Source organism: Rhodoferax sp. (genome assembly GCF_028688795.1).
Classification (GTDB): Bacteria; Pseudomonadota; Gammaproteobacteria; order Burkholderiales; family Burkholderiaceae_C; genus Rhodoferax.
In genome coordinates this window covers 96619-122155 of the sequence record NZ_JAQTXM010000014.1, presented here as the reverse complement: position 1 = coordinate 122155, position 25537 = coordinate 96619, and the positions used below count along the sequence as shown (strand labels likewise).

The following is a 25537-nucleotide window of genomic DNA, read 5'->3' as shown; positions in this document are numbered from 1 at the left end:
TGATCAGCTCATCCTTTTGTGCATGGCTGAGTTCGGTGAGGTCGGGCAGGGTTGGCATCAAAACCAATTCTCGCTCACTATTTCATAGCGAACTCAAATTAATCTCCGTTGGGAGCTGAGTAGTTACAAAATATCAGTCGAACTCAACCAACACGTCGCCGGTTTGCACCCGGTCACCCTCGGCCACCTTGATGGCTGAGATCACCCCCGAGAGCGGAGCGGTGATATTGGTTTCCATCTTCATGGCTTCCAGAATCAGGATGGAATCGCCCGCATTGAGGTGGTCCCCGGCGGCGGCAATCACTTTCACCACCATGCCAGAGACTGGGCTGCGACAGGCCTTGCTTTCATCGGCAACGCTGGCCGGTGGCCCTCCCGCCGTGGCGCCCAAGGGGGATTTGGTGGGCGCGCTGGCGGCGCTGCCGACCAGCCGCGCTGAGCCCACCGGGTAAGAGGGCGGCAGGTTGGCGTGGTCGGGTTCGGCCACCTCGACCTCCACGTCGTAGGTTTTGTCGTCCACAGTGATGCGAAGTTTCACGGTATTTCCAATCAATTGAATCGGTGCGAGGCCTGCACGCCCATGCGGCCCACCTGGGCCCAGGCGCTGGAGTGCACCAGGTGCACTTGTCGAATGCGGGCGTGCACGCCCAAAAAGGCCGCTACGGCGGCAGAAATGGCCAGCATGTCTTCTTCGCTGGGCCCCGCTGAGGCCGCCCGGGTGGTTTGGCTCGCCTGGAGTTCAAGCGCGCCAACGCGTTGTTTGAGCGTGGCCAGCTCTGCGCGCAGTTCAGCGATAAGGTTGAGTGTGTTGGTGTCGAGCGCTTGCATGGCGGTTGTCCTAAAGCGGAATGAGGCCGTGTTTTTTGTGCGGCCGCGGTACCCGCTTGATGCTCAAATACTCCAGCGCCTGGGCAATGTGCCGGCGCGTGTCGGCGGGCTCAATCACTGCGTCTACCAAGCGTTGCTCGGCGGCCACATAGGGGTTTGAGAAGGTGTCGCGGTAGTCTTTGATCAACTCAGCGCGGCGCTGCGCCGGGTCGTCGGCAGCATTGATTTCCTTGCGAAACACAATTTCTGCCGCACCCTCGGCCCCCATGACGGCAATCTCGGCCGTGGGCCAGGCAAACACGCGGTCAGCATCGAGGTCTTTAGCGCACATGGCCAGGTAGGCACCGCCGTAGCTCTTGCGCAAAATAACCGTGATTTTGGGCACCGTGGCGCTTGAGTAAGCAAACAGCAGCTTGGCGCCGTGGCGAATGATGCCGCCATATTCCTGCTCAATGCCGGGCATGAAGCCAGGCACATCGACAAACGTGACCAGGGGAATGTTGAACGCGTTGCAGAAGCGGATGAAGCGCGCTGCCTTGCTTGACGCATTGATGTCAAGCGCCCCGGCGAGCACCAGCGGCTGGTTGGCAACGATGCCCACCGCGTTGCCACAGACGCGGGCAAAGCCCACCACGATGTTCATGGCGTGGCCGGCCTGCACTTCAAAGAAATCGCCAAAATCGACCACCGATTCGATCACCGCGCGCACGTCGTAACCCTGTTTGCTTTCTTCGGGCAGGATGGCCTCAAGCGCTGGGTTAGGCTCTACCGAGGGGTCGCCTTCAGTCCGCGGCGGGTCTTCGAGGTTGTTGGCCGGCAAAAAGCTCAGCAGCTTGTGGCACAGGGCGATGGCGTGGTGGTCATCGTCAGCAATGAAGTGGATCACCCCCGAATGCACCATGTGCGCGTCTGGCCCGCCCAGTTCTTCGGCCGTGACGGTTTCCCCCGTGACTTGCTTGATAACCTGTGGACCGGTGATGAACATCTGGGCTTGCCGGGTTTGGATGATGAAGTCGGTGAGCGCCGGGCTGTAGGCCGCACCGCCTGCACAGGGGCCGCAAATCAGGGAAATCTGCGGCACCGCGCCAGACAGCAACACGTTGGCATGAAACACCTTGCCGTAACCGGACAGGGACGCAATGCCTTCTTGCACCCGTGCGCCACCCGAGTCGTTGATGAAAACAAAGGGTGAGCCTGAGCGCAGCGAGGCCTGCATGATGTCAGCCACCTTGATCGAGTGCACTTCGCCGGCCGAGCCGCCCGCCACGGTGAAGTCCTGGCTGGCCAGGTGCACCAGTCGCCCGCCAATCGACGCCGCGCCCGTGACCACACCGTCGGCGGCCAGGGTTTTGCCAGCCATCTCGAACATAGTTGCACGGTGCGTGGCAAACAGCCCGACCTCGGCAAAGCTGCCTGCGTCAACCAGGGCCGCGACCCGTTCCCGCGCTGTCAAGCGACCTGATTGGTGCTGCTTGTCTTGCTTGTCAGCACCACCGCCCAAGTAGGTGTCCGCTTGGCGACGGCGCAGTTCTTCAATTTTTTCTTGCATGGCGCTCATGGTGTGCCCTGTTTATGGGTTGATGGGGGTGACAGAAACGCGGTGCGAACGGCCGTTGAGTTTGACATCGTAGGTCACCGGGCTGCGCACTGAGGTGCTGTCAGTGCCTGCTGCGCTGGGCTTGTCGGTGGCTTGTGGGTCACGCCCCAGATAGATCGGGCCTTGGTCACGCTTGCCAAAAAAACCAGCGGCCACTTGCGGAAACATGGCGTAGGTCAGCACGTCTTCTTGTGAGCCGTTGCAGCCTGGCAATGCTGTGGCGGCCGTTTGCAGGGCGTCCCATTCGGGCTTGAGCAGGTCAGCCGGACGCTGCTCGATGGCGGGCTTGTGGGCCTGCGCCTCTGCCATGGCCATCACCTCGGGGTCGCGTTCGCCCGGGGCTTTGCCGTAGTAGCCCAACATCAGGTCGGCAAATTCGCTGGACATGACTTTGTAGCGTCCCATCAGCACGTTAAAAACCGCCTGCGTGCCCACAATTTGGCTCGATGGCGTGACCAGTGGCGGAAAGCCGGCATCTTCCCGCACCCGTGGCACCTCAATGAACACTTCTTCCAGCCGGTCTTCGGCTTTTTGCTGCTTCAGCTGGCTTTCCATGTTGGAAATCATGCCGCCTGGAATCTGACTGTCAAAAATGTCGGTCTCGACCCCGATGATGTTGGACATGAAGGCCTGGTAGCGCGGCCGTACCGCCGCGAAATGGTTTTTGATGCGGTGCAGGCAGGCCTTGTTCAGCTTGGCCTGGTAGCCGGTGCCGTCGAGCATCTCGACCAGGCTCTCGGTCGGGTTGTGGCCCGGCCCGAGGCTCATTGAGCTGATGGCGGTGTCCACGCAGTCGGCCCCGGCTTCAATCGCCTTCATCAGCGACACCAGCGTGACGCCGGTGGTGGCATGGGTGTGCACATGCACCCGCACGCCGTCGCCGCAGCGTGTCTTGATGCCTTTGACCACGTCATAAGCGGCTTGCGGCTTGAGCAGGGCGGCCATGTCTTTCAGGCAAATCGAGTCGCAGCCCAGCTCTACCAACCGCTCGGCCATCTCGACAAACGTCTCGGTGGTGTGCAGCGGGCTCACGGTGTAGCAAATGGTGCCCTGGGCGTGTTTGCCGTTGCGGCGCACCGCCTGCACTGAGTGGCGAATGTTGCGGATGTCGTTGAGTGCATCAAAAACACGAAAAACGTCCATGCCGTTTTCAGCAGCCTTGTCAACAAAACGGTCCACCACACCGTCTTCGTAATGGCGGTAGCCCAGCAGGTTTTGGCCACGCAACAGCATTTGCAGGCGCGAGTTGGGCAGCATCGTGCGAAAGGTGCGCAGCCGCTCCCACGGGTCTTCGTTGAGGAAGCGGATGCAGGCGTCAAACGTGGCGCCGCCCCAGCATTCGACCGACCAGTAACCGGCCTGATCAATGTCGGCACATGCGGGCAGCATGTCGTCAAGCGCCATGCGTGTGGCCAGCAGGCTTTGGTGCGCGTCGCGCAGTGCCAGTTCGGTGATGTCGATGGTTTTGGTCACAGATAACTCATTTCTTGAACAGATGGGGTTCAGGGCTGTTGGTCAGAGAATGCCCGGCATTGGTTTGTAAACCAAGGGTAAACCCTAGGATCTTAACGGGAAAATTCAACGCCATTGTGAACGCGGTGACTCGGTAAGATTCGCATTGTGATGGACGCCATCACACCTTTCACCACCACACACCAAGCCTTCATGTCACACCCTCGTTCGTGCCCCTCTTGCCATGCGCTCATGGAAAAACATTCGCTCCCCAGCGTGAGTGGCCCTGACGTCTTGCTTGATTTGTGCTTTTCGTGTCACGGCATCTGGTTTGACCCGCAAGAAAATTTGAAGCTGTCGCCTGCCGCTGTGGTGGCACTGTTTCGCCTGCTGCACGCGCACCAAAGCGAGACCCGCCAGACATTGGCGCTCAAGATGGCTTGCCCGCATTGCAACCGCGCGCTGGCGCAGGGCTTTGATGTGGTCAAGAGCGGGCGTTACATCACCTACCGCTGCCCGCAGCGGCACGGGCGCTTTAGCGCGTTTTCCAGCTTCATGATCGAAAAAGGCTTTGTGCGCCAACTCACCCAGCTAGAGGTGGACGACATGGCCAAGCGTGTGGCAGTGATTTACTGCAACAGTTGCGGCGCGCCGGTGGATTTGCGCAAAGACCACGCCTGCCCGCATTGCCGCTCGGCTTTTTCATTGCTGGATCCGAAAGCGGTGGAGCAGGCGCTACAGGGCTACGCCAAAGCGGTCAGCAACACCAATGTGGTCGACGTGCCGCAGTTTGCCGACGCCCTGATCATGGTCGAGCGCGACAGGCTGCAAGCGCAGCGTGACGCCAAAAAGCGCGGTGATATTTCCTTGCCAGGAGACACCTCGCCCCGGGTTGATTTATGGGCACTTGGTTTGGGGCTGGTGTGGCACATGTTGAATTGAGGGGGACGCTGTTTGGCGTTCAAGCCAAGCCCTCAAGTGCCTGTTGGTCAACCTTTGGTATCACTGGGTCAGGCAAAGTGGTCAAACGATTTGTAGTTGGTTGGCAGCTTTTGGCCTTGCGCGTCAACCACGCGCAAACCGGGTTCGGCATCGATCTGCCCAATGCGGCGCACCGACGTTTGGTTGTTGAGCGCAGCGGCTTCGACCGCTGCGCGCTGGGCGGGCGGCGCGGTGAACAATAGCTCGTAATCATCCCCGCCAGCCAGCGCCAGGGCGCGCCATTGGTTGGTTGAGAAATTTATGAAAAACTGGCCTGTAGTCCTTGTATTACTTGCGTAAGTAGCTATTGATTGAATAGCAACATCCGCTTGCACCGTGGCGCCCACGCCAGAGTGTTCCAGAATGTGGCCGAGGTCGCCGAGCAGCCCGTCGCTGACATCGATGGCCGATGTTGCCACTCCGCGCAATGCCAAGCCCAGCGTGACACGTGGGTCAGGGGTCTCCAGTCGAGCCCGGGCCACCTTCAGTACTTCGTCTGGCACAGCCAATTTGCCCAGCAACACATCCAGTGCCAGCCGCGCGTCGCCCACCGTGCCGCTCACATACAGGTCGTCGCCCGGCCTGGCGCCCGAGCGCAGCAGCGCCTGAGATTGACCATTCACCACCGACACCTCGCCAAACACGGTGATGCAGATGTTCAGTGGCCCGGCCGTTGTGTCGCCGCCGATCAGCTCGCAGCCGTGCGCGTCTGCCAGTTCAAACATGCCTTGCGAGAAGGCCGCCAGCCAGGGCTCGTCGACTTCGGGCAGGGCCAACGCCAGCGTGAATGCCAGGGGTTTGGCGCCACATGCGGCCAAATCGCTCAGATTGACGGCCAGCGCCTTGTGGCCGAGCTTGCGCGGGTCGGTGTTGGCAAAAAAATGGCGACCCTGCACCAGCATGTCGCAGGAAATCGCCAGCTGGGTGCCAGGCTTGGGTTGCACCAGCGCGCAGTCGTCGCCAACGCCTAAGGCTGCCTGTGGTGTCAGGCGCTTGAAGTAGCGTGCAATCAGGTCAAACTCACCCATTTTGCGGGCCTTGAGCAGGAGGCAGTACTGGCTCAGCCGCTGGCCAGAAAAAGCTGCCTAGACGCTGGCGTATGCGGTCCTTGATGGCCAGTCGGATGCGTTTGCGGTCGACGCCGCTTACGTTGTGCGCACGCAGTGCCAGCCTGAACGCCAGGTAAAAACTCACGCCCAGGTTCAGCACACCAATGAACACAATACTGGCCACCGCCCACCAAAATGCGCTCATGTGGAAGATGTCCAGGCCCTGGCTGGCCACTGCTGCCGCAATCAGGCCGGTGGAGAGTGTGACGTGGCGCACCTCTAGCCCCAGCCCGAAGAAAGCGGCAAACGCCGGCACCAGCCCGAGCAGGAAACCCAGCGAGATGTTCGACGCCAGGCCGGCAATGTGGCGGCGCATGAAGCCGGCCCAGCGCTCGGCCCGTGCCTGCCCAAGCAGGCTAGAGATGCGCGGGTTGTAGTGGATGGCCGAGTCCAGCCGGTGCAGCACAAACCAGTTTTCCACCCAGCCGGCAATGATGCTCGACGCAAACAGCAGCACGCCGGTGAAGGCGGCAAACAGGGCGGTCGGGCCGCGCAAATCGAGGCTGTGCAACACGTAGGCCGCTTTGCTGGCGTCAATCATGGGGGTGCCAAAGACCAGCCACAGGGCGCCACTGAGCAGCAGCACGCCGGGTACCACCAGCGCCAGGTTGCCCATGATGGCCGCCACTTGTGAGCGCACCAAGTGAGCTACCTCGTCAACAAAGCCGTCGACCGCGCCGGGCGCGCCCAGCTCCTTCAGCTTGGCGGCCATCGCCGGGGCCGTCATGGCGGGCTGCTTGGTGGCCACGGTCCAGTGCAGCAGGTAGATCAGCACAAAGCTTGCGGCGTAGTTCAGGCTGTCAAAAAATCCGCCCCAGAACGCCGACATTCCCAGGGCGGCAAGGGCAAACTTCAGCCAAGTGGTGAGTGAAATCACGGCACCGCCGCCAGCTGCATCTCTCAGCATTTGAAAGTACTGGGCGCGCGTGCGGGTGATGTAGTGTTTGCCGGTCTCGGAGCTGCGCTCGGCCACTTTGGCGGCCAGCATGGATGAATTGGCCGCAATCAGCGCGCGCACACTGCGGCGCTCCTGGCCCACCAGCACCAGTTGTGCCAGCAGCTGTACCGTGTGGCGCTGCGGCTGCTCATGCATCAGGCAGTCCAGCAGGGCGCGAATGCGCAGCACCCGGGTACGCAGCTGGCGCAGCTGAAACACCAGATTGACCGAAATGCCGTTGGCGTCCAGATGGGTGTAGACCGAGGCTGCGGCATGGCGGCAGGCATCGAGTTGGTTCAGGTAATTCTGCAGCGCGGTTTGGCGCGCCGCGGTGTGGGTATTGGGGTTCTGCAAAAAAGCCGCTTGCAGCGCAATCGCGTCGCGGTCGAGCGCGTGAAAGGGGGCTGTTTCGCGCGCCGGAGCGCTCATGCGAAGGCGCAATTCGGGTGAGAAACCGGCCGCGCGGATCTGGCTGGTGCAAAACGTCAGGGCTTCCAGCAGGGTGGCTTGCCAAGGTGACACCCGGTGTTGCCCGGCATCAGGTACCCAGGCGCAGGTACCACCGTTGACCTCATCGCAATTGACTTGTAGCAACTCGGCCAGCCGCGCCACGGCGGCATCGTCCAGCGCGTTGAGCCATTGGGCGTCAAACTTGTCGCACAGCACCAAGCTAAACAGGCTTGAGGCATCAGCCGTTTCAGGCGTGCCAGGCAGCCATTTAAGGCGCAGCCGCTCGGCCAGTTCACTGGCAAACGCGCTGCGCGACGAAAACCCGAAATCGGCCAGCAACGAGGTGGCATCGACCGTGCCCAACAAGACTTGCCACCAGGCCTGCAGCTTGGTGCGGACCTCGGGGCGCTGCTGCAGGGCGTCGAGCAGCAGCGTCACGCGCGCCACGGCACGCGGTACCGAGTCGCCGCTACCGCGTACCCAGGCCAGCAGGTTGATCAGCCAAAGGTGACGGTGCGCCAGGTTGGCATGCGGGTCAAGGGCGTCAAGCAGCTCAGACAGGTCAAGTTTGGCGGCCATGGCGGTCAGTGCAGGGTGCGCGTGCCACCGCTTTCACTCAAGGCATCGAGCACAAACATGGGCACGTCCACGTCAAACTTTTCGCCGTCTTCAGCCACGCAAAAATAGCTGCCATGCATGGTGCCGGTGGGGGTACGCAGGCGTGTGCCACTGGTGTACTCAAACGCTTCGCCCGGTTGCAGCAGCGGCTGGTGGCCAACCACGCCTAGGCCCTTGACCTTTTCGGTGTGGCCTTGCGCGTCGTTCACGTTCCATGTGCGTGAAATCAACTGCGCAGCGATGTTGCCGGTGTTGCGAATGGTGATGGTGTAGGCAAAAAAGTACAGGTTTTTGGCCGGGTCTGACTGGTCAGCCAGGTAGCGCGGTTTCACCTGCACAAGAAGTTGGTATGTGGGCTTTGATGTCATGGGGCAATGCTAACGGCGAAAGTTGTTGGTACCCAGGCACGGGGTAACAGACCCTGCAATTGATGCGCTCATTGCACCTGCCTTGCGGCCCGGGCTTAGGGGGTACCGGGCACCGGCGGCAATTCGAGCGTGACGCCGCCACTGCTCTGCATATTGGCGGCGAGGGTAACGCTGCGTGCTTTGACAGATTGCAACAGCAAGTCATCGGTGACAGGCTCGCCCACCCGGTAGGGCTTGGCGGGCGCGTTGTCGACGGCAATCAAGGCGCTGCCGCTGCGCGAGCCCACGGCAATCACGCCCAGCAGTTGAAACCTTTCGGTGGGTGTTTGAGTTGCTGCCCCGGCTGCGCTTGGGTTGGCCCCCAGCAATTGGGCGATTTTGGTGCTGTCGATGGGGGGCGTGGCGGTGTCTTGCAGCGCAAGTTGTGCGGTGCTGGCGGGGGCCGGCCATTTCAGCACCCAATAACCGATGCTGGCTGCAGCCAAGGCCGCCAACAAAAATGTCACCAGACGTATCAGCCAGGGATTTGGAGAGGAATGAACGCTTAAGCTCTGCATGGCCGCGATTATCATCGCAACACTTCCCGACCCAACCCCCAGAAAGTTCATGAAAAACAAACTTTTCCAAGTCACTCAACGCCTGCAGCGCGGCTTTACCCTGATAGAACTGATGGTGGTGCTGCTGATCATTGGCGTGCTGGCCGCGCTGATCGTGCCCAATGTGCTCGACCGCGCTGACGATGCACGCGTCACGGCAGCCAAGACCGATGTCACCAACCTGATGCAGGCCTTGAAGCTGTACAAGCTGGACAACCAGCGTTACCCCACCGCTGAGCAGGGCTTGCAGGCGCTGCTGGTCAAGCCAACGGTTGCGCCAGTGCCCAACAACTGGAAGACTTACCTTGACCAGCTGCCCAAAGACCCCTGGGGTTCCCCTTATGTGTACCTCAACCCTGGCATCAAGGGCGAAGTGGACGTGATGTCTTACGGCGCCGATGGCCAGCCCGGTGGCGAAGGCAAGAGCGCCGATGTTGGCAGCTGGCAACCTTGATTCATCATGGCAAAGCCCGGCTGAGGTTGCGCGGCTTTACCCTGCTTGAGCTGCTGGTGGTGTTGGCCATTGTGGCGATTGGCTCGGCCGGTGTGGGTTTTGCCATGCGCGATGGCACCCAGAGCCAGCTGGAGCGTGAGGCCTTGCGCCTGTCTGCCTTGCTGGAATCTGCCAGAGCACGCTCCCAGCTCAGCGGCGTGCCGGTGCGCTGGCAGCCCACGGCGCAAGGATTTCGCTTTGACGGCTTTAGCAGCCAGGCAGGCGTTCAGTCTGATTTGCCGCAGACCTGGCTCGATGCTGACATTCGCGCCGAACTGGACCCGGTACCCACCGTGGCTCGCGCCGGTAGGCAGGATTCCTTGTTGTTGGGCCCAGAGCCCATCATTCCCCCGCAAAGCGTCACGCTCACGTCGCGCAGCCAGCCCGACAAGCGCCTGCGCCTGGGCACCGATGGTGTGCGGCCTTTTGCGGTGCAGGTGCAGCCGTGAAGCCCAGCAACCCGGTGACACGTCTCGGCAGCGCGCGTTTGCGCCGGGAGTTGTCCGTGGGTTTTTACGCAAAGCGGCGCGGCTTTACTTTGGTGGAAGTGCTGGTGGCGCTGGGCATTGTGGCCATTGCCTTGGCTGCCGGCTTGCAAGCCACCGGCGCCATCACGCGCCATGCGCAGCGCCAGTCGGACATGTTGCTGGCTCAGTTGTGTGCTGAAAATGCCCTGACCCAAGTGCGCCTGGCGCGCCAGTTGCCGGGCGTGGGCGACAACCAGACCGCTTGTGAACAGGCCGGGCGTACGTTGACGGTGGTACTGGCCGTGCGCCCGACGCCCAATGCGAACTTTCGCCGCGTCGACGCCCAGGTGCTCGATGCTGAGGTGCCCATTTGGCGCGTCAGCACCGTGGTGGGGCGCTACTGATGAAAGCCATGTTGCAGGGCATGGGGTGCGGTGCTTTGCCGGTCAAGCGGCGTCGGCCGCGTTGTGCCCTGGGCTTTACCCTGATCGAGTTGCTGGTGGCCATCAGCCTGATGGCGCTGATGGCGGTGTTGAGCTGGCGCGGGCTTGATGGCATCAGCCGGGCGCAAACGCAATTGCAGCAGCGTGCAGACGATGTGCAAACCCTGCAGGCCACGCTTGGCCAGTGGGGTGCCGACCTGGACGCCATGGCCGAGCAGCCCAACATGCCAAGCCTGGAATGGGACGGCCGCAGCATGCGCATCCTGCGTCGCGGAAGCGCCTCGCCGGGTGAAGGTCTGCGGGTGGTGGCCTGGGCGCAACGCAATGACGGCGGCACTGGCCAGTGGTTGCGCTGGCAGTCGCCCGAGTTGCGTACTCGTGGCGAGCTTGATCTGGCCTGGCAAAAAGCGCAGGTCTGGGCGCAAACCCCCAGCGATGAAGATCGCCAGCGCGAGGTGCGCACGGTGGCGCTGGATGCCTGGCAAATTTTTTATTACCGCGGTAACACCTGGACCAACCCGCTCTCCAGTGCGGCCAGTGCCGATGCCACGGGCACTGCCAGCGGCGAAGCAGCGCCCGGCGCAACAACCACCAGCACCACCCCGGATGGTGTGCGCTTGGTGTTGACCCTCTCGGGCGGGCAGGCCCTCAGCGGCACGCTCACGCGTGATTGGGCGCGCCCGATCCTTGGCGGTGGCAAATGAGGGCGGTAGGTCGCAGCCAGCGCGGTGCTGCCATTTTGATGGCCATGCTCACCGTGGTGCTGGTCGCCACGCTGGCCTCCAGCATGATGTGGCAGCAGTGGCGTGGGGTCGAGCTTGAATCTGCCCAGCGCACCCGCGTGCAATCTGCCTGGATTCTCACGGGGGCGCTGGATTGGGCACGGCTGATCCTGCGTGAAGATGCCCGCGAGGGCGGCTCCGACCACCTGGCCGAACCCTGGGCGGTGCCACTGGCGTCGGCGCGACTGTCCACTTTTTTGGCCGCCGAACGGGGCCAGGCGGTGGTGGCCGATGACACCGATCCTGAACAAGAGGCCTTTTTGGCCGGCCACATAGACGACTTGCAGGCGCGCCTGAACGTGACCAATCTGATTGACAACGGCAAACTGCATGAGCCCAGCGTGGCCATTTGGGGAAATCTATTCAAACAACTGAATTTGCCCCAGGCCGAACTTGACCGCATGACCCAGCAGTTGTTGCTAGCCGGCAGCGCACTGGTCAGTGGCAAAGTCGACCCGCTGGCACCGCTTTGGCCGGCCAGCGTGGTTGACCTGGCTTGGTTAGGCTTGTCTGACCGCACCGTGCAAGCCCTGGCACCTTTTGTCACGCTGCTGCCAGTGCGCACCCCGGTTAACCTCAACACGGCGCCAGTGGAAGTGCTGGCGGCTTGTGTCGATGGCCTGACGCTGGCGCAGGCCCGTCAACTGGCGCAGTCACGCGCGGCCAAACCCATTGGCACTCTGATGGATGCCCTGCTGGTGGTGGCTAACCCAGAGGTGAAATTTGATGCCGCCGAGCACAGTGTGGCGTCGCGCTTTTTCAGTGTCACCGGCCAATTGCGCGTCGGGCAGACCACCTTGCAAGAGCGTTCTGCGCTGCAACGCGACGGTTTGGACGTGAAGGTACTGAGCCGCACGCGCGAAGTGGTGGCTGCCGAGGGGGCACCCCTACAATGAATTGATACTTTGCCCATGACGACCCTGATCATCACCTTACCCCCGGCCGGCGCAGATGCGGCTGCATTGTTTGACTACGTGCTCAGCACCGATGGCCTCACCGTGCACGCGCACGCCAGCGTGCCGTTGGCCTTGTTGCCCGCTGCGCACGACGAAGTGGTGGCGCTGGTGCCTGCGCAGGCACTGTCCTGGCACCAGGTGAAGCTGCCCGCAGGCAGCGTGCCGCGGACCCTCGCCGGTGAGCGTGCCCGCAGTCGGCTGCGTAGCATTCTGGAGGGTGTGCTGGAAGACCAGTTACTCGACGACCCGGCACAATTGCATCTGGCCTTGCAGCCGCAGGCCACAGCGGATGCGCTGGTCTGGGTGGCTGCCTGCGACCGGGCTTGGCTCAAAGCCGCATTGAGTGCCCTGGCCCAAGCCGGGCATGAAGTGGCGCGTATCGTGCCCGAGTTCACACCACATGGTTTGCGGGGTACCGTGGTGGTCACCGGCGATGCCGATCACCCGCGTGTGGCCGGCTTGCAGCGCTTGCCTGCAGTCGCTGGAGCGGCCACCGACAGCCCGGCATTCGGTGGCGTACTGGTTGGACCCCTGGCCGCGCCGGCACTGCTGTGGTTGGGTGAAACGTTGCCCCAAGACGCCGAGCCAACCTGGCCGCAAGTGGTGGCCGAGCCCGCCGTGGCCGCCATCGCCGAAGCCTGGTTCAAGCGCCCGGTCACCTTGTTGCAGCACACCGAGCGTTTGCTGCAAGCAGCGCAGTCGCCGTGGGATCTGGCCCAGTTTGACCTGGCTCACGCCAACCGTGACCGGCGTTGGGCCCGTGTGACCCAGGCGTTTGCCAGTTTTTTGCGTGCGCCGCAGTGGCGCGTGGCGCGTGGCGCGTTGGTGGCTGGCGTGCTGGTGAACCTGGTCGGCCTGAACGCCTGGGCTCTGCGTGAGCAAGCCACGTTGAATGCCAAACGTCAAGTGGTGCGCGCGGTGCTGCTAGAGACCTTTCCCAAAGTGCCTGTGGTGGTCGATGCACCCTTGCAGATGGCGCGTGAAGTGGCCGCCTTGCAGCGCGCCAGTGGTGCTGCCGCTGGCACTGATTTGGAGAGTATGTTGGCATCATTTTCGGCTGTAGCCCCTGCAGAATATGCGGTAGTAGCTATTGAATTTGCATCAAATGAGTTGCGTTTGAAAGGCCCTGAGGTGGGCGACCCAGCCGCCGTCATTGCCAAACTAAAGGCGGCAGGCTTGCGCGCAAGTGAGCAGGGCGACCAATGGCTCCTGGCTGCGGGAGGCCAACCATGAGCGCCTTGACCGACTTGCAGCGTCGCTGGCGAGAGGTTTCGCCGCGTGAGCAGCGGCTGCTTTTGCTGGCCTTGGGCGTGGTGGTACTGGCGCTGCTGTGGTGGGTGGCTGTGGCCCCGGCCTTGAAAGTGCTCAAGACCGCGCCGCAACAGCATTTGGCGCTGGACGCCCAAAACCAGCAGATGCTGCGACTGCAAGCCCAGGCGCTGGCTTTGCGGGCGCAACCGGTGATGCGTGCTGATGACGCGCGCCGGGCGCTCGAAGCGTCATTGAAACCGCTCGGCACCAGTGCACAAATGGTGGTGCAGGTGGAGCGTGTCACGGTCACACTCAAGGGTGTGGCCCCTGACGCGCTGGCGCAGTGGCTGGCTGCGGCCCGACAAAACGCCCACAGCGTGCCGTCTGAGGCGCACCTGACGCGCAATGCCGCCGGCACCTGGGATGGCACGCTGGTGTTGTACCTGCCTGCATCATGATGGACCTGGTGCTGTGACTGTGCCCATGCGCTTGTTTGCCCGGCCTTCACGTGTCAGTGCGTTGCGTCGCTCAGGCGTGGCTGCGCGCACCAGTGCGCAAACGCCTTGGGTCTGGGGCCTGAGTGGTTTGCTGGTGGGGGCGCTGCTGAGCGTGCTGGTGTTTGCGCCAGCGCGCTGGCTCGCCGCAGTGGTGCGCCAGGCCAGTGCTGGTCAGGTGTTGTTACAGGATGCCCGTGGCACGGTCTGGTCAGGCAGTGCGCAGCTCACGCTCACGGGTGGCGTTGGCAGTGTGGCCGCGACCCAATTGCCCTCGCGGCTGGGCTGGCAGCTGCAACCCGGCCTGACCGGGTTGGGCGTGCGCCTGGAAGCCAGTTGTTGCCTGGCACAGTCCTGGGGGTTTTTTCTGGCACCGAGGTGGAACGGCGCGCAGTTGCGGGTGTCCGACAGCCCATCGGTCTGGCCGGCGCAGATGCTTGCTGGCTTGGGCACGCCTTTTAATACGATTGCGCCGCAAGGCCAACTGGGCTTGAGCACCGAGGGGCTTACCCTGACCTGGGCAGCTGGGCGGCTGCAGCTCAGTGGGCAAGCGCAGCTCGACGCGCAAGACATTTCATCGCGCTTGTCCACCCTGCGCCCCATGGGTAGCTACCGCTTTACTTTGACCGGGGGCGCAGCACCTGAACTGTCGCTGGCCACCTTGCAGGGCAGTTTGCAGCTCTCCGGTCGTGGTGAGTGGGTAGGCGGCAAGCTGCGCTTTGTGGGCGAGGCCAGCAGCACGCCAGAGCATCAGGCGGCACTGTCAAATTTATTGAACATCATTGGGCGGCGCGAGGGCGCGCGGTCCATCATCAAGCTTGGGTAAGCACATGCCACAACATATTTTTGTTTCTTCTAAACATACTATTGTTTCAATAGCTGTTTGCGCTTTATTGACGGGGGCTACAGGCCTTTTTTCTATAAATTCTTGGGCGCAGTCGAATGCTGCCGGCAAGGCCAGTGAAGGCGTCACGCTGAATTTTCAGGGGGCTGAAATCGAAGCTGTGGCGCGCACTTTTGCCAGCATCACCGGGCGCAACGTGGTGGTCGACCCGCGTGTCAAGGGCACGCTGACTCTGGTCACCGACAAGCCGGTGAGCCGCGCGGCCGCCCTGGGCCAGTTTGTGTCGGCGCTACGCCTGCAGGGCTACACGCTGGTGGAGTCCGGCGGGCTTTACAAGGTGGTGCCCGAGGCCGAGGCCAAGCTGCAAAGTGCAGGCGTGACGATTCAAGAGGGCGACAGCGGCACGCTGCCTGGAAGCAACCAGATTGCCACGCAAATCTTCAAGCTCAATTTTGAGTCGGCCAATAACCTGGTGCCGGTGCTGCGCCCCTTGATCAGTCCCAACAACACCATCAATGCCAACCCTGGCAACAACTCCCTGGTGATCACTGACTACGGTGACAACCTGCGCCGCCTGTCGCGCATCATTGCGGCGATGGATGTGGCCAATGCCACCGACGTGGAGGTGATTCCGCTGCAACACGCCATTGCCTCTGATTTGGCGCCGCTGGTACTCAGGCTGCTGGGTGCCAGCACCGCCGCTGCCCCGGCCGGTGCAGCCGACACCTCGTTCAAGACCACGCTGGTGGCCGAACCCCGCTCCAACGCACTGATAGCGCGCGCTGCCAATGGGGCGCAACTGGCGCTGGTGCGCTCACTCGTTCAAAAGCTCGACCAGCCGGACGCAGGCAGCAACAACGACGCATTGGGCAACGTGCATGTGGTGTACCTCAAAAACGCCGATGCCACCAAGCTGGCGACCACGTTGCGCGCCGCCTTGAGTGGCAGTGCGGCACCTGCTGCGGCCACGGCAACACCGGGCGGTGCTGCCGGTGCCACGGCGCAAGCCGCCACCACAGGCGGGCAAATTCAGGCCGACGTGGCCACCAATTCGCTCATCATCACCGCGCCCGACCCGCAATACCGCCAGCTTCGCGCGGTCATTGACAAGCTCGACGCCCGGCGTGCCCAGGTGTTTGTGGAGAGCCTGATTGCTGAGGTCAGTGTGGAGAAGGCGGCAGAGTTTGGCATCCAGTGGCAAGGACCGTTGGGCAAGGCCGGTGATGGCGTGATTGGCCTGCTGGGCACCAACTTCAGCACCGGCGGCAAAAACATCATCAGTCTGGCCACGGGGGCGGCCACGGGCGGGGTGGCGCCAGCGCGCGGACTCAATTTTGGTGCCGTGCAGCAAACCAATGGCGTCTATGTGCTTGGCCTGCTGGCGCGTTTTCTGGAAGACTCTGGCTCTGGCAATGTGCTCTCAACGCCCAATTTGCTCACGCTCGACAACGAAGAGGCCAAGATCGTCATTGGCCAAAACGTGCCCTTCGTCACCGGCCAGTTCACCAACACTGGCAGCAGCACTGGCACCGTCAACCCGTTTCAAACCATTGAACGTAAAGACGTTGGTCTGACGCTCAAGGTCAAACCGCAAATCAGCGAAAACGGCACCGTCAAAATGGCCATTTACCAAGAGGTGAGCAATGTGCTGGCCTCCAGCGTGAATGCCCCCAACGGCCCCACCACCAACAAGCGCACGATCGAGTCCAACGTGTTGGTAGAAGATGGCGCTATCGTGGTGCTGGGTGGCTTGCTGCAAGACGAATACGCTGGCAACCAGGAAAAAGTGCCCGGCCTGGGCGACGTGCCACTGTTTGGAAATTTGTTCAAGAACGAAACCCGCAGCCGCAAAAAAACCAACCTGATGGTGTTCCTGCGCCCGGTGGTGGTGCGTGACGCGCGCGCCACCGACAAGCTTTCCATGGACCGCTACGACTTGATGCGAAGCGGCATGCAAGACGCACAGCCCGAGCCCAGCCGCCTGGTGCCGATCAACGAGGCGCCGGTGTTGCCTGCGGCTCAGTTGAAGCCAGGCCCAGCCTTGCCTGCCAATGGCAACATCAAGGGAAACGCGGACACACCGGCTTCGGCTAACAGGCCACTGGGTCAGTAGGGCCATGCGCTACCCCTTGCCTTACGCCTTTGCCCGCACGCACCAGCTGCTGCTTGAAGAAGATGCGGATGCGCGCACGCTCTGGCTGCACCCCGCATCCAACGCCGCCGCCGTGAGCGAGGTGTGCCGCAAATACCCGCAGCTGCAACTGCAAACCCAGGCCGCTGCTGTGTTGGTTCAACGCATCAGCGCGGCTTATGCGCAAGGTGAATCCAGCGCTGCCGCTGTGGTCAATGAGGTCGAAAGCGACGCTGACTTAAGCCGCATGATGCAAGACCTGCCAGCCATTGAAGACCTGCTGGAAACCAGCGATGACGCACCCATCATCCGCATGCTCAACGCGCTCTTGACACAAGCCGCGCGCGATGGCGCCAGCGATATCCACATCGAGCCCTACGAGCGCCATTCGTCCGTGCGCTTTCGGGTTGACGGCAGCTTGCGCGAAGTGGTGCAACCCAACCGCGCGCTGCACGCCGCGCTGATCTCGCGCCTGAAAATCATGGCCGAACTCGACATTGCCGAGCGCCGCCTGCCGCAAGACGGCCGCATCTCTTTGCGCATTGGCACGCGGGCGGTGGATGTGCGCGTGAGCACCATTCCCAGCGCTCACGGTGAACGCGCGGTGCTGCGCTTGCTGGACAAATCCGAAGGCAAATTAAGCCTGGAGGCCTTGGGAATGCAAGGCGAGGTGCTACGCAAATTTGAGCAACTGGTAGCCCAACCGCACGGCATTGTGCTGGTGACCGGCCCCACCGGTTCAGGCAAAACCACCACGCTCTATGCCGCGCTGCAACGCTTGGACGCCACCCGCAACAACATCATGACGGTGGAAGACCCAATCGAATACGAGCTGGCAGGTGTTGGCCAAACCCAGGTTAACCCGAAGATCGATTTGACCTTTGCCAAGGCCCTGCGCGCCATCCTGCGGCAAGACCCAGACATCATCATGATCGGTGAAATCCGCGACTTCGAGACCGCGCAAATTGCCATTCAGGCCAGCTTGACCGGCCACCTGGTGCTGGCCACGCTGCACACCAACGACGCATCGAGTGCCGTCACGCGCCTGACCGACATGGGTGTTGAACCGTTCTTGCTGAGTTCCAGTCTGCTGGGTGTACTGGCCCAGCGCCTGTTACGCAAGCTGTGTGTGCATTGCAAAGCGCCGTCCACCATCGACCCCAATGTCCTCACCGACGGCATGGCGAGTGAAGCGCAGCAATCCATGCCTTCGGTCGAATACCACCCGGTTGGTTGCGACAAATGCGGCCACACCGGTTACAGCGGTCGCAGTGGTGTCTTTGAGCTGCTCGTCACCGACGACGCCATCCGTGCCCAAATCCACAGCCGAGCCTCTGAGGCTGATATCCGCAGCGCCGCCCGAGCTGCCGGCATGGTCTTGATGCGTGAAGACGGCGAGCGGCTGGTGCGCACCGGCGTGACCGCACGCGAAGAACTGCTGCGCGTCACGCGCGACTGATTTCCCTCACCATGCCCGTCTATTCCTTTGAGGCCTTAAGCAGCACCGGCGACACCCGCCAGGGCGTGATTGATGCCGACTCCGCCAAAGCGGCGCGCGCCCAGTTGCGCGCTCAGTCACTGGTGCCACTCAAAGTGGAGCCGGTCAGTGCGCAGTTTGATGCTGCGCACAAAACCCAGGCAGGCTCAGGTGCCGGCCGGCGCAAACGCGTGTTTGGTGCGACAGCGCTGACCATCTGGACGCGCCAACTGGCTGGCCTGGTGTCTTCCGGCCTGCCACTGGAGCGGGCCCTCACCAGCCTGTCAGATGAGGCTGAAAAAGCCCCTGAGCGCGAACTGGTGGCGATGTTGCGCGCTGAAGTGAACGGCGGTGCGCCGTTTGCCAAAGCGCTGTCGCAGCACCCGCGCGAGTTCTCGGACATTTTTGTGGCGGTGATCGGCGCCGGTGAGCAAAGTGGCAATCTGGGCTTGGTGCTGGAACGCCTGGCTGACGACCTGGAAGAGCAGCAGGCGCTCAAATCCAAACTGATTGGCGCTGCGCTTTACCCGGCCATCGTCTCCTTGGTGGCCATCGTCATCGTGCTGTTTCTGGTAACTTACGTGGTGCCGCAAGTGGCCCATGTGTTCGCCAGCAGCAAACGAGCCTTGCCGGTCCTCACGGTCATCATGATCGCTGTGAGCGACTTTTTCAGAAGTTATGGCTGGTTGCTGCTGGTGGCGTTGGTGCTGGGCGCCATGGCTGGGCGCATGGCTTTGAAGAATGAGCGGTTTCATGAAAAATTTGATGCCGCCTGGCTGAACCTGCCCATCATCGGCAAGATGTCACGCAGCTACAACTCGGCCCGTTTTGCCAGCACGCTGGCCATGCTGGCCGCCGCTGGTGTGCCCATTTTGAAAGCCTTGCAAGCTGCCGCGCAAACCCTGTCCAACCGCGCCATGCGCACGGATGCGCTGGATGCGCTGGTGTTGGTGCGTGAAGGGGCGCCGCTGGCCTCGGCGCTGGCGCAAAAAAAGCGTTTTCCTGGCCTGCTGTCCATGTTTGCCCGCCTCGGTGAGCAAACTGGCCAGCTGCCGGTGATGCTGCAGCGCGCCGCCAAGCAGCTCAGCACCGAAGTGCAGCGCCGTGCTATGCAGTTCGCCACCATTTTGGAGCCCTTGTTGATTGTGGCGATGGGCCTGGTGGTGATGCTGATCGTGTTGGCCGTGCTGTTGCCAATTATCCAGCTCAACCAATTGGTGAAGTAGCGTCGGTCAGCCTTGCAGTGCCCATATCTGTGAGGCAAATCTGTATCATGGGTGAAAAGTCAACACCAAAACGTTGTTAGGAATCCCATGTTTGGCCGACTACTGCTCGCATTGCTGGTTCTGTTCACCCAATTTGGCTTGGTCAGCGTCGCCCATGCCGCAACAGCCGACTGTTTTCGCACCTACACCCTGGCGCTTCACGACCACGGTTTGCTCTACTCAGCTGACACCGATGCCGGGATTGACAAGGATGTGGCCGACGAACTCATCCGCCGCAGCGGTTGCAAGGTGACGGTGAGCCTGATGCCGCGCTCGCGCATCTGGCAACTCATCGAGTCCGGCGCACTTGATTTCAGTCTCTCAGGCATCACAAACGCTGAGCGCGACAAGTTTGCCGGTTTTGCCTGGTACTTCAGCAACAAATATTACCTGCTGGTTCGCAACGATACCGATGTGCGCAACCTGACGGCTTTCGAGCAGAACGACGCGCTGCAACTGGGTGTGATCCGCAGCTTCAGGTACAGCGAATCCGCCAATCGGCTGGTCGACACCTTGCAGAAAGCCAACCGTGTCAGCCAGGCCGGGGGGCTTGCGCCGCTGTACCAGACGCTGATGCTGGGACGTATTCAGGGAATGATCATCGAGCCCTTTGACTTTCCGGCGCTGGAGGAAAAGAAGATTCGAGAGCTGACCACCATTTTGGAATTCAACGATGCGCCCGTGCCCCATGGCCTGATCATGTCAAAGAAAGCCCTCTCAACTGCGCAGCAAAAGGCTTGGCGCGCCATCATTGATGACATGCGTGCGGACGGCACCATGCGCCGGATCTTTGAGAAATATTTCAAACCTGATCTGGCAGCTTCTCTTGTGAATTTCTGATTCACGCCTGGACATGAGCACACCCCTCAACAACGCCGCAACACGTGCTCTCCTGATGCTGCTGCCTTGGTTTGTCTTGATGATGACGCTCGGTGTCACCTGGTTTACCTGGGACCACGAGCGTCAGAATGCCAGCCACGCCTTGCGTTCGCAGTTTGACTTTGCCCTGCGTGAAACCGTCAGCCGCGTTGAACAACGTGTTTTGGGCTACGAGCAAATGTTGCGAGGCGTGCAGTCGCTTTTTGCCACAACCCCCCTGAAGAATCGTGCTGCCTTGCACGACTATGTGGAAACCCTGCAGCTTGACGCCAATTTTTCCGGCATCCAGGCCATCGGCGTGGTGGCTTGGGTGTCGAAGCAGGACAAGGCAGCGCATCTGGTCAACATGCGCAGCGCGGGTTTCCCGGACTACGTCATTGACCCTGACGGGCCACGTGAAGTTTATGCCCCGATCGTGCAGCGGGAGCCCTATGTGGGCCGAAATCGAGCGCCGCCGGGCAGCGACGTCTGGCTTGACCCCATGCGGCGGATGGCTCTTGAGAGGGCCCGCGATTCCGGCATGCCTGCCATTTCTGGCAAGGTTCAGCTGAAAGCGGATACCCAGTCCGGGGCGCCGCCCGGTTTCATCATGTATTTGCCGATTTATGCGCAGGGCCAGCCACATGACAGCATCGCCCAGCGGCGTGCCCAGTTGATTGGATGGGTTTATGCGGCCTTTCACATGAATGACTTCATGGCAAGTTTGTATGGGAACCAGCCGCTTGGACTCACCCTTGCCATCTATGACGGAACAGATGGCAAAGACACCTCTTTGCTGTACCGCACAGGTGGCGTCGCAGCCATTGATGAAGCCCAGAGACAGACCGCCGCTGTCAGCGCCAATGAATACATGGTCGTGGCAGGCCACAACTGGACCCTGTCGTTGCGCACACAAGCGTTATTCGAGGACCGCTATGGACGGGGAGCTGAGACAGTGATTGCCGTGGCGGGTGTGTTCTTGAGCCTGCTGCTGGCACTGCTGACCTGGTTGATGATCAATGGCCGCGAACGGGCTTTGGGCCTTGCTGCCGCCATGACGGAAGAGTTGCGGCACATGGCACAGCACGACACGTTGACGGGGCTGCCCAACCGTGCCTTGTTCAATGATCGCCTTGACCAGGAGCTGGCCCGCGCCAAACGCCAAGGTGGGCGCTTTGCCATGGTTTTTCTTGACATCGACCATTTCAAACCCATCAACGACAACTTTGGTCACGACGTGGGTGATCAGGTATTGCGGCAGGTGGCCAAACAGCTGTTGGCTAGCGTGCGGGCTGCAGACACCGTTGCCCGCATTGGTGGCGATGAATTTGTCGTGTTGTTGGCCCACCTCAGCGAATCAGACACCATCCTTGCGTTGGCGAACAAGCTCCACCAAGCCCTGAAGTCGCCCTTCGTGGTGGCTGGGCATCAGCTGGCCATTTCATGCAGTGTTGGGGTGGCCGTCTACCCCGAGGATGGCACCGATGCCAGCGCGTTGACCAAAGGCGCAGACGATGCCATGTACCGCGCAAAAGCGGCTGGGCGCGATGGGGTCCGGCTGTGCCACCCGTTGGGTTGATACCGAAGCTTACCAATCCACCAAACTCAAACCCACACTGAGCACCGTGCGTCGGCGGTTGTAGTCAATCAGCGAGTCGCCGTAACCTGAGAACAGCTGCGTGTGAAGCCGCAGGCCGCTGTTGCTGCCAACAAAACCGCTGCTGCCCAGTTTCTTAAGCCATTCCACGCGCGTTGAACCGTTGGCATTGGCGCGCAAGGAGTGGCGCAGTGTCAGGCTCAGCGCGTTGTCGGGGTTGACGTTCCAGTAGCCCATCACTTCGGCGCGGCCAATCAGGTTGGCAATGTCGGGGTTGTCATCGGTGCCGTCGCCATCAGGCGTGCGGTACCACAGCTTGCCCTGCACATGAAAGGTGTTTCCCTTTTCCATGCCGGCCATCAAAATCGTGCGGTTCCAGCTTCTGGACAGCGGCAGGGGCTGGCCGTTGGACTGGTGGTTAAAGCTGATGCCGCTGTAGCGCAGGCGCCAACCCAGGGGCAGCGCCAGATCGGTCGGGTAGATGTAGATCAGCTCAGGCTCGTGGTCGGTGGTGCGAAACGGGCGTGACAAATCGCCACTGAAGAGTTGCCAGTTGGACTGCTGCGAGTAACCAAACCACAAGGAATCGCGCTGGAGTGGCTGGTCTTGCGTCAGCAGCCCCTGGGCAATTTTGGTGCGCACCGACACACCAATGCGCATTTCGGTGGTTTTGAACGCCTGGGCGCTTGTGGCGTTGTTGGCCGGCGTGGGTGAGGTGGGCTGCTCGTTGACACTGTCCGAACCAATCCAGCTTAAAGCTATGGGGTGGTAGCCCCGAATGCCAAAGGTGCCGCAGTCGCTGCCGGCTTCCAGCTCCCAAAAGCGAGAGAGTTCGGAAAAAATGGGGTTCTTGCAGTTGTGCGCTTCGGGTGCGGTCATGGTGATGACCACGGGTGCCACGGCCGGTGCCTTGGCTGGTGTTGGGGCGGCGAGTGGCCCAACATCGGCGGTCAGGTTGTTGGCCGAGGCTGGCTCAGATGCCAAGCGCATCGACGCACTTTGTTGTGCGGCCCACGCGTCAAAACAGCTCAGACGGGCCGCACTGTCGGCACCCAGACTGCTGCATCGCTGCCAACCCGAGGTCTTGTCATCTGCTGTAGAATTTATAAGATTATGGGCTGTAGCGCCCGTGGATATTGTGCAAGCAGCTATCAAATATAGAGTGATTATTGTCACTTTGGTTGGCGGTGTTGCACTGTGTATGCGCCTGCGCGCCCTGGCATTTGTCAACTTCATAGTCTGTCCTGATGGTTTAATTTTTTCGGCCGGTAGCTTATTTGACCAGCGCCCGCGCCGCTGCACTGTCCTGCGCCTTTTGCGCAAACTCAGCACGCAAGGCTCTGAGCTTTTCGCGCGGATCTTCGCGGGTGGTGGCTTGGTCCAGCCCCATCTCGGCAATGAAGCGGCTGGGCTGGGCCTGAACCATTTCGCGGCCTTTTTTACGCTTGCGCGTCCAGCTCACGGCTAGACTGCGCTGGGCGCGGGTGATGCCCACATACATCAGGCGGCGTTCTTCCTGCAGGTGGGTGGTGAGTGTTTCACTTGCCGCTTCCTGGGCTGCGGCGCGCTGCGCGGCCGACTCCTTGCCGGAGGACGCATCGTCAGGGTTGTCGCGCAGTTTGAATGGCAGCATGCCTTCGGTCACGCCCACCAGCATCACATGCGGCCATTCCAGCCCTTTGGCGGCGTGCAGGGTCGACAGGGTCACCACGTTTTGGTCTTTTTCGCGCTCGCTGATGGTGGACAGCAAGGACACGGTTTGCGCCACTTCCAGCAAAGATTTCACCTCGCCCGCGGCGTTGACGCCAGAGGCGTCTTCCACCTGGCCGCCGCAGCGTCCGCTCATCCAGTCGACAAAATCCAGCACGTTGCCCCAGCGGGCGACGGCTACTTTGTCGCTGTCTTCACCATCAATCAGGTACTGCTCAAAACCAATGGCTTTGAGCCAATCCAGCAAAAATGTTTTGGCCGCCTCAGCGCCCAGCGTGTGGCGCGCGCGAAATTCCAGGTCATTCACCTCGCGGCCAAACTCGTGCAGGCTGCCCAGCGCCTTGCCGGAGATCACGCTGCCCAGACTGCTGGAGAACAGCGCCTCAAACATGCTCAACCGGTATTTGCCAGCAAAGTCACCCAAGTGGCCGAGCGTCTGGTGGCCAATGCCGCGCTTGGGCGTGGTCACAGCACGCAAAAAAGCCGGGTCATCGTTGTTGTTGATCCACAGGCGAAACCAGGCGCACAGGTCCTTGATCTCAGCACGGTCAAAAAAGCTCGTGCCGCCCGATACCTTGTAAGGAATTTGCGCCTTGCGCAGCGCTTTCTCAAATGTTTTGGCCTGGTGGTTGGCGCGGTACAGGATGGCAAAGTCGCGGAGTTCCTGGAACTGCGGCCCAGGCTGGTTCAGGCCGCTGGCGCGCAGGCCCTGGATACGGGCAATGGTGCGCTCGGCCTCGTGTTCTTCGGAGTCGGCATCGACCACGCGCACCGGCTCGCCTTCGCCCAGGTCGCTCCACAGGTTTTTGGGGTAGAGCTTGGGGTTGGGGCCAATCACGTTGTTGGCGGCGCGCAGAATGGCCGACGTGGAGCGGTAGTTTTGCTCCAGCTTGATGACCTTGAGCGTGGGGAACTCAATGGGCAGCTTTTTCAGGTTGTCCAGCGTGGCGCCGCGCCAGCCATAAATCGACTGGTCGTCGTCGCCCACGGCGGTAAAACGCGCGTTTGCCGGGTCTTTGCCACCCACCAAGAGTTTCAGTAAGTCGTACTGGGTGGCGTTGGTGTCCTGGTATTCGTCCACCAGAATATGGCCCACCAGCGCCTGCCATTTGTGCCTGACGTGCTCGTGGTTTTGTAGCAATTTAAGCGGCAGGCTGATCAGGTCGTCAAAGTCCACGCTCTGGTAGGCCGACAGGCGTTCTTCGTAATGCGCCATCACGCGGGCGGTGATGCGCTCACTGTCAGTGCTGGCCTGTGCCTCTGCCGCTGCCGAGTTAAGGCCCTGGTTTTTCCAGGCGCTGATGGCCCACTGCCAGCTGCGCGCGGTAGCGGCATCGACACTGCCGCCAGCGTCTTTCAGGATGCTGGTGACGTCATCGCTGTCCAGAATCGAAAAATTGGGCTTCAGGCCCAGTGCCGCACCATCTTCACGCAGCAGGCGCACGCCCAAGGCATGAAAGGTGCTGATCACTGCGTCTTTTGCGGCGCGGCCAATCAGCCCGCGGGCGCGTTCGCGCATTTCAGACGCGGCCTTGTTGGTGAAGGTGATGGCAAAAATGCGCTTGGCCGGCACGCCAGCCTTGATCAGCGCGCCAATTTTGTGGGTGATGACGCGCGTTTTGCCCGAACCCGCTCCGGCCAGCACCAGGCAAGGGCCGTGCAGGTAGTTCACAGCTTCTTGCTGGGCCAGGTTCAGGCCGGTGTTGGGGGAGGGGGAAGACATCTGGCGCAATTATTCCGAAGGGGCGAATCATACTCACAGGGCTTGCGCCGATGCGTTCTGTGTGGTCGGCAAGCCAACTCTGCCAAAATGCAAGCCGCTTCCTTGCAGCT

General features: G+C 61.5%; 24 protein-coding genes. 14 read left to right on the top strand and 10 right to left on the bottom strand.

The genetic code is table 11. The features are described 5' to 3' along the window. Positions 1-133: 133 nt before the first annotated feature. The 4 genes from PHQ58_RS12270 to PHQ58_RS12255 are packed head-to-tail and all read right to left on the bottom strand — an operon-like array spanning position 134 to position 3898. Positions 134-538 carry a biotin/lipoyl-containing protein gene (locus PHQ58_RS12270; RefSeq protein ID WP_300111341.1) on the bottom strand — a complete coding sequence of 135 codons (405 nt, stop codon included), beginning with the start codon at positions 536-538 and terminating at the stop codon, positions 134-136. 11 nt (positions 539-549) lie between these two features. Then, positions 550-828: a hypothetical protein gene (locus tag PHQ58_RS12265; RefSeq protein WP_300111339.1), complete on the bottom strand. Its 279-nt coding sequence runs from the start codon at positions 826-828 to the stop codon at positions 550-552. Positions 829-838: 10 nt separating this feature from the next. Then, positions 839-2377 carry an acyl-CoA carboxylase subunit beta gene (locus PHQ58_RS12260; RefSeq protein ID WP_300111357.1) on the bottom strand — a complete coding sequence of 513 codons (1539 nt, stop codon included), beginning with the start codon at positions 2375-2377 and terminating at the stop codon, positions 839-841. A 21-nt stretch (positions 2378-2398) separates the two neighbouring features. Then, the gene (locus PHQ58_RS12255) at positions 2399-3898 is read right to left on the bottom strand and encodes a methylmalonyl-CoA carboxytransferase subunit 5S (protein ID WP_300111337.1); all 1500 of its coding nucleotides are present in this window, start codon (positions 3896-3898) and stop codon (positions 2399-2401) included. Positions 3899-4048: 150 nt separating this feature from the next. Here PHQ58_RS12255 and PHQ58_RS12250 point away from each other — a divergent pair, with 150 nt between their 5' ends. Further along, positions 4049-4819: a zf-TFIIB domain-containing protein gene (locus PHQ58_RS12250; protein WP_367187313.1), complete on the top strand. Its 771-nt coding sequence runs from the start codon at positions 4049-4051 to the stop codon at positions 4817-4819. A 68-nt stretch (positions 4820-4887) separates the two neighbouring features. On the opposite strand, the gene thiL is transcribed toward PHQ58_RS12250, so the two are convergent. The 4 genes from thiL to PHQ58_RS12230 form a co-directional block, all read right to left on the bottom strand. Then, on the bottom strand, positions 4888-5886 hold the full coding sequence (gene thiL / locus PHQ58_RS12245) for a thiamine-phosphate kinase (protein WP_300111333.1): 999 nt from the start codon (positions 5884-5886) through the stop codon (positions 4888-4890). After that, complete coding sequence (locus PHQ58_RS12240) at positions 5879-7933, bottom strand: site-specific recombinase (RefSeq protein ID WP_300111332.1); 2055 nt, start codon at positions 7931-7933, stop codon at positions 5879-5881. Before PHQ58_RS12240 ends, thiL begins: the two co-directional genes overlap by 8 nt. Positions 7934-7938: 5 nt before the next feature. Further along, positions 7939-8340, bottom strand: coding sequence for a Co2+/Mg2+ efflux protein ApaG (gene apaG / locus PHQ58_RS12235; RefSeq protein WP_300111331.1), 402 nt, complete (start codon positions 8338-8340; stop codon positions 7939-7941). Between the two features lie 95 nt (positions 8341-8435). Beyond that, positions 8436-8846 carry a type II secretion system protein N gene (locus PHQ58_RS12230; protein ID WP_367187312.1) on the bottom strand — a complete coding sequence of 137 codons (411 nt, stop codon included), beginning with the start codon at positions 8844-8846 and terminating at the stop codon, positions 8436-8438. Positions 8847-8946: 100 nt separating this feature from the next. Between PHQ58_RS12230 and gspG the strand changes: the two genes are divergently transcribed. From gspG to PHQ58_RS12165, 13 genes are all read left to right on the top strand, one after another. Further along, a complete protein-coding gene (gene gspG, locus PHQ58_RS12225; RefSeq protein ID WP_300111328.1) occupies positions 8947-9390 on the top strand; it encodes a type II secretion system major pseudopilin GspG in 444 nt (147 codons plus the stop codon). Then, positions 9387-9878, top strand: coding sequence for a GspH/FimT family pseudopilin (locus PHQ58_RS12220; RefSeq protein ID WP_300111326.1), 492 nt, complete (start codon positions 9387-9389; stop codon positions 9876-9878). The genes gspG and PHQ58_RS12220 overlap by 4 nt, the downstream gene beginning before the upstream one ends. 50 nt (positions 9879-9928) lie before the next feature. After that, positions 9929-10300, top strand: a complete 372-nt coding sequence (gene gspI / locus PHQ58_RS12215; protein ID WP_300111356.1) for a type II secretion system minor pseudopilin GspI — start codon at positions 9929-9931, stop codon at positions 10298-10300. Further along, complete coding sequence (locus PHQ58_RS12210) at positions 10300-11043, top strand: type II secretion system protein J (protein ID WP_300111324.1); 744 nt, start codon at positions 10300-10302, stop codon at positions 11041-11043. Before gspI ends, PHQ58_RS12210 begins: the two co-directional genes overlap by 1 nt. Next, positions 11040-12017 carry a type II secretion system minor pseudopilin GspK gene (gene gspK / locus PHQ58_RS12205; protein WP_300111322.1) on the top strand — a complete coding sequence of 326 codons (978 nt, stop codon included), beginning with the start codon at positions 11040-11042 and terminating at the stop codon, positions 12015-12017. The genes PHQ58_RS12210 and gspK overlap by 4 nt, the downstream gene beginning before the upstream one ends. 15 nt (positions 12018-12032) lie before the next feature. After that, positions 12033-13310, top strand: coding sequence for a type II secretion system protein GspL (gspL, locus tag PHQ58_RS12200; RefSeq protein WP_300111320.1), 1278 nt, complete (start codon positions 12033-12035; stop codon positions 13308-13310). Next, positions 13307-13786, top strand: coding sequence for a type II secretion system protein GspM (gene gspM / locus PHQ58_RS12195; RefSeq protein ID WP_300111318.1), 480 nt, complete (start codon positions 13307-13309; stop codon positions 13784-13786). Before gspL ends, gspM begins: the two co-directional genes overlap by 4 nt. Positions 13787-13799: 13 nt before the next feature. After that, positions 13800-14648 (top strand): type II secretion system protein N, encoded by an 849-nt coding sequence (gene gspN, locus PHQ58_RS12190; protein ID WP_300111316.1) that lies wholly within the window; start codon positions 13800-13802, stop codon positions 14646-14648. Between the two features lie 4 nt (positions 14649-14652). Then, positions 14653-16779, top strand: coding sequence for a type II secretion system secretin GspD (gene gspD, locus PHQ58_RS12185; protein ID WP_300111314.1), 2127 nt, complete (start codon positions 14653-14655; stop codon positions 16777-16779). Between the two features lie 4 nt (positions 16780-16783). Next, positions 16784-18256 carry a type II secretion system ATPase GspE gene (gene gspE, locus PHQ58_RS12180; protein ID WP_300111312.1) on the top strand — a complete coding sequence of 491 codons (1473 nt, stop codon included), beginning with the start codon at positions 16784-16786 and terminating at the stop codon, positions 18254-18256. An 11-nt stretch (positions 18257-18267) separates the two neighbouring features. Then, positions 18268-19500 (top strand): type II secretion system inner membrane protein GspF, encoded by a 1233-nt coding sequence (gene gspF / locus PHQ58_RS12175; RefSeq protein WP_300111310.1) that lies wholly within the window; start codon positions 18268-18270, stop codon positions 19498-19500. Between the two features lie 87 nt (positions 19501-19587). After that, on the top strand, positions 19588-20379 hold the full coding sequence (locus PHQ58_RS12170) for an ABC transporter substrate-binding protein (RefSeq protein WP_300111301.1): 792 nt from the start codon (positions 19588-19590) through the stop codon (positions 20377-20379). Between the two features lie 13 nt (positions 20380-20392). Then, the gene (locus PHQ58_RS12165; protein ID WP_300111300.1) at positions 20393-21976 is read left to right on the top strand and encodes a CHASE domain-containing protein; all 1584 of its coding nucleotides are present in this window, start codon (positions 20393-20395) and stop codon (positions 21974-21976) included. A 9-nt stretch (positions 21977-21985) separates the two neighbouring features. Here the strand turns inward: PHQ58_RS12165 and PHQ58_RS12160 are convergent, their stop codons facing one another. Next, on the bottom strand, positions 21986-22984 hold the full coding sequence (locus PHQ58_RS12160) for a phospholipase A (protein WP_300111298.1): 999 nt from the start codon (positions 22982-22984) through the stop codon (positions 21986-21988). 283 nt (positions 22985-23267) lie between these two features. Then, positions 23268-25427, bottom strand: a complete 2160-nt coding sequence (locus PHQ58_RS12155) for an ATP-dependent helicase (RefSeq protein ID WP_300111297.1) — start codon at positions 25425-25427, stop codon at positions 23268-23270. Positions 25428-25537: the final 110 nt, after the last annotated feature.